At 54.8% G+C, this 3,526-nt stretch carries 8 protein-coding genes and 1 pseudogene; all 9 read left to right on the top strand.

The window, feature by feature from the left end; translation table 11 throughout:
• Window positions 1-99: pseudogene (gene rplD, locus ACRESJ_RS06965) on the top strand (50S ribosomal protein L4); the annotation flags it as partial.
• Window positions 96-395, top strand: coding sequence for a 50S ribosomal protein L23 (gene rplW / locus ACRESJ_RS06960; RefSeq protein ID WP_002555488.1), 300 nt, complete (start codon window positions 96-98; stop codon window positions 393-395). The pseudogene rplD and the gene rplW, both read left to right, overlap by 4 nt.
• A 14-nt stretch (window positions 396-409) precedes the next feature.
• Window positions 410-1,234, top strand: coding sequence for a 50S ribosomal protein L2 (rplB, locus tag ACRESJ_RS06955; RefSeq protein WP_003186055.1), 825 nt, complete (start codon window positions 410-412; stop codon window positions 1,232-1,234).
• A 16-nt stretch (window positions 1,235-1,250) separates the two neighbouring features.
• Entirely contained in the window at window positions 1,251-1,526 is a 276-nt protein-coding gene (gene rpsS / locus ACRESJ_RS06950; RefSeq protein WP_002555486.1) for a 30S ribosomal protein S19, read from the top strand.
• Between the two features lie 11 nt (window positions 1,527-1,537).
• Window positions 1,538-1,870 (top strand): 50S ribosomal protein L22, encoded by a 333-nt coding sequence (gene rplV, locus ACRESJ_RS06945; protein WP_003103908.1) that lies wholly within the window; start codon window positions 1,538-1,540, stop codon window positions 1,868-1,870.
• Between the two features lie 13 nt (window positions 1,871-1,883).
• Window positions 1,884-2,570, top strand: coding sequence for a 30S ribosomal protein S3 (rpsC, locus tag ACRESJ_RS06940; RefSeq protein ID WP_007970424.1), 687 nt, complete (start codon window positions 1,884-1,886; stop codon window positions 2,568-2,570).
• A gap of 12 nt (window positions 2,571-2,582) precedes the next feature.
• Window positions 2,583-2,996, top strand: coding sequence for a 50S ribosomal protein L16 (rplP, locus tag ACRESJ_RS06935; RefSeq protein WP_003228729.1), 414 nt, complete (start codon window positions 2,583-2,585; stop codon window positions 2,994-2,996).
• Window positions 2,996-3,187: a 50S ribosomal protein L29 gene (gene rpmC / locus ACRESJ_RS06930; protein WP_002555481.1), complete on the top strand. Its 192-nt coding sequence runs from the start codon at window positions 2,996-2,998 to the stop codon at window positions 3,185-3,187. Before rplP ends, rpmC begins: the two co-directional genes overlap by 1 nt.
• 2 nt (window positions 3,188-3,189) lie before the next feature.
• Window positions 3,190-3,456: a 30S ribosomal protein S17 gene (gene rpsQ, locus ACRESJ_RS06925; RefSeq protein ID WP_003176419.1), complete on the top strand. Its 267-nt coding sequence runs from the start codon at window positions 3,190-3,192 to the stop codon at window positions 3,454-3,456.
• The last annotated feature ends 70 nt before the right edge of the window (window positions 3,457-3,526 follow it).

Here is a 3,526-nt window from a genome sequence, read left to right as displayed (position 1 = left end):
CGTGACGTGCAAGGTTCCGATCCAGTTAGTCTGATCGCATACGACAAGGTGTTGATCACCGTGTCGGCCGTGAAGAAATTCGAGGAGCTGCTGGGATGAACCAGGAACGCGTATTTAAAGTTCTGCTTGGCCCGCACGTTTCCGAAAAGGCTACGGTTCTGGCTGACAAGAAAGGCCAGTTCGTTTTCAAGGTTGCTACCGATGCAACCAAGCTGGAAATCAAGAAGGCCGTCGAAAGCCTGTTCAGCGTGAAAGTAGAGCGTGTTACTACCCTGAACGTTCTGGGTAAGAGCAAGCGCACTGCTCGCGGTCTGGGCAAGCGTAATGACTGGAAGAAGGCAGTTATCTCCCTTCAGCCAGGCCAAGATCTCGATTTCAGCAGCAGTGCTGAGTAAGGAAGGGGTGCATCATGGCAATCGTTAAATGCAAACCGACTTCCCCTGGCCGCCGTTTTGTGGTCAAGGTGGTCAACCAGGAGCTGCATAAAGGCGCTCCTCACGCACCGCTGCTCGAGAAGAAGTCGAAGTCTGGTGGTCGTAACAACAATGGCCGTATTACCACTCGTCACATCGGTGGTGGTCATAAGCAGCATTATCGTCTGGTCGACTTCCGTCGCAACGACAAAGATGGCATCGCTGCCACTGTCGAGCGTATCGAATACGATCCAAACCGTACTGCTCACATCGCTCTGCTGCTGTACGCAGATGGCGAGCGTCGCTACATCATCGCCCCTAAAGGCGTGAGCGCTGGCGACCAGCTGATCGCAGGTGCCCTGGCACCGATCAAGCCGGGCAACGCTCTGCAACTGCGCAACATTCCAGTTGGTAGCACCGTACACGGCATCGAATTGAAGCCAGGTAAAGGCGCTCAGATCGCTCGTTCCGCTGGTGCTTCGGCTCAGTTGATCGCTCGTGAAGGCGTGTACGTTACCCTGCGTCTGCGTTCCGGTGAAATGCGTAAAGTCCTGGCTGAATGCCGTGCGACCCTGGGCGAAGTCTCGAACTCCGAGCACAGCCTGCGTTCGCTGGGTAAAGCTGGTGCCAAACGCTGGCGTGGCGTTCGCCCAACCGTTCGTGGTGTTGCCATGAACCCGGTTGACCACCCACATGGTGGTGGTGAAGGTCGTACCTCTGGTGGTCGTCATCCGGTATCGCCATGGGGCTTCCCGACTAAGGGCGCGAAGACTCGTGGTAATAAGCGTACCGACAAAATGATCGTCCGTCGTCGCAAGTAAATAGAGGGATACGACAGTGCCACGTTCTCTGAAAAAAGGTCCTTTTATCGATCTTCACCTACTGAAGAAGATCGAAGTGGCGGCGGAAAAGAACGATCGCAAACCGGTGAAAACCTGGTCGCGTCGTTCGATGATCCTGCCACAAATGGTCGGTCTGACCATCGCAGTACACAACGGTCGTCAGCACGTCCCCGTTCTCGTGAACGAAGACATGGTCGGCCACAAACTGGGCGAGTTCGCCGGTACCCGCACTTATCGCGGGCACGTGGCTGACAAGAAAGCCAAGCGTTAAGGGGTTAGGAAATGGAAGTAGCCGCTAAGTTGTCGGGCGCTCGAATCTCCGCCCAGAAAGCCCGCTTGGTCGCCGACCAGATCCGCGGGAAGAAGGTGGGCGAAGCGCTCAACCTGTTGGCTTTCAGCAGTAAGAAAGCCGCCGAGATCATGAAGAAAGTGCTGGAGTCGGCCGTAGCCAACGCCGAGCATAACGAAGGCGCAGACGTTGATGACCTGAAGGTCAGCACCGTTTTCGTCAACGAAGGGCGTTCGCTGAAGCGCATCATGCCACGTGCCAAAGGCCGTGCTGATCGCATCGTCAAGCGGTCTTGCCATATCACTGTCAAGGTTGCTGACAAGTAACGGAGTCGAAGAGATGGGTCAGAAAGTACATCCCATTGGCATTCGCCTGGGAATCGTCAAGGAGCACACCTCCGTCTGGTACGCAGACGGTCGGACTTATGCGGACTATTTGCTCGCAGATCTGAATGTGCGTGAGTACCTCCAAGACAAACTAAAAAGCGCGTCCGTAAGCCGTATCGATATCCATCGTCCGGCCCAAACTGCACGCATCACCATCCACACCGCTCGTCCAGGTATCGTTATCGGGAAGAAGGGTGAAGATGTTGAGAAACTGCGTCAGGACCTGACCAAGCAAATGGGTGTGCCTGTGCACATCAATATCGAAGAGATCCGCAAGCCGGAACTCGACGGTATGCTGGTTGCGCAGAGCGTAGCTCAGCAGCTGGAGCGTCGCGTAATGTTCCGTCGCGCTATGAAGCGCGCTGTACAGAACGCAATGCGCATTGGTGCCAAAGGCATCAAAATCCAAGTGAGCGGTCGTCTCGGCGGTGCTGAAATCGCACGTACTGAATGGTATCGCGAAGGTCGTGTGCCATTGCACACCCTGCGTGCCGACATCGACTATGCCAACTACGAAGCTCACACCACCTACGGTGTGATCGGTGTAAAGGTTTGGATCTTCAAAGGCGAAGTAATTGGTGGTCGCCAAGAAGAACTGAAACCACAAGCACCAGCGCCTCGTAAAAAAGCTGCTAAGTAAGGGGTACGCCAAATGTTGCAACCAAAGCGTACGAAGTTCCGCAAGCAAATGACTGGTCACAACCGTGGCCTGGCATTGCGCGGTAGCAAAGTCAGCTTCGGCGAGTTCGCGCTGAAGTCTGTTGCTCGTGGTCGTCTCACCGCTCGTCAGATCGAGTCAGCGCGTCGTGCTCTGACCCGTCACGTAAAACGTGGTGGCAAGATCTGGATCCGTGTATTCCCGGACAAGCCGATCTCCAAAAAACCTCTCGAGGTTCGGATGGGTAAAGGTAAGGGTAACGTGGAATACTGGGTTGCCCAGATTCAGCCAGGCAAAGTCCTGTATGAAATCGAGGGTGTTTCTGAAGAGCTGGCGCGTGAGGCTTTCGCCCTGGCTGCTGCAAAGCTGCCGCTCGCCACCTCCTTTGTTAAACGGACGGTGATGTGATGAAAGCGAATGAACTTCGTGAAAAATCCGCACAGCAGCTGAACGAGCAACTGCTCGGCCTGCTGCGCGACCAGTTCAATCTGCGTATGCAGAAAGCAACTGGCCAGTTGGGGCAGTCTCATCTGCTCTCGCAAGTTAAGCGTGACATCGCTCGCGTGAAGACTGTGCTCAACCAGCAGGCAGGTAAGTGATCATGGCTGAAGCCGAAAAGACTGTCCGTACGCTGACTGGCCGTGTTGTCAGCGACAAGATGGACAAAACCATCACCGTTCTGATCGAGCGTCGCGTTAAGCACCCGATCTACGGTAAATACGTTAAGCGTTCGACTAAGCTGCACGCGCACGACGAAACCAATCAGTGCCACATCGGCGACAAAGTCACTATTCGTGAAACTCGTCCTTTGGCCAAGACCAAGTCTTGGGCGCTGGTTGATGTTCTCGAACGCGCTGTGGAAGTCTAAGGACTAGGGGTCGGAGAAATTATATGATTCAGACTCAATCCATGCTCGATGTGGCCGATAACAGCGGCGC

The sequence above is a fragment of the Pseudomonas sp. genome (assembly GCF_050739655.1).
Classification (GTDB): Bacteria; Pseudomonadota; Gammaproteobacteria; order Pseudomonadales; family Pseudomonadaceae; genus Aquipseudomonas.
This window is presented reverse-complemented; position numbering and strand designations above follow the sequence as displayed.

Coding starts and splice junctions, on each gene's coding strand:
- rplP (WP_003228729.1), top strand. CDS start 2,583: ATGTTGCAACCAAAGCGTACGAAGTTCCGCAAGCAAATGACTGGTCAC.
- rplV (WP_003103908.1), top strand. CDS start 1,538: ATGGAAGTAGCCGCTAAGTTGTCGGGCGCTCGAATCTCCGCCCAGAAA.
- rpsC (WP_007970424.1), top strand. CDS start 1,884: ATGGGTCAGAAAGTACATCCCATTGGCATTCGCCTGGGAATCGTCAAG.
- rpsQ (WP_003176419.1), top strand. CDS start 3,190: ATGGCTGAAGCCGAAAAGACTGTCCGTACGCTGACTGGCCGTGTTGTC.
- rplW (WP_002555488.1), top strand. CDS start 96: ATGAACCAGGAACGCGTATTTAAAGTTCTGCTTGGCCCGCACGTTTCC.
- rpmC (WP_002555481.1), top strand. CDS start 2,996: ATGAAAGCGAATGAACTTCGTGAAAAATCCGCACAGCAGCTGAACGAG.
- rplB (WP_003186055.1), top strand. CDS start 410: ATGGCAATCGTTAAATGCAAACCGACTTCCCCTGGCCGCCGTTTTGTG.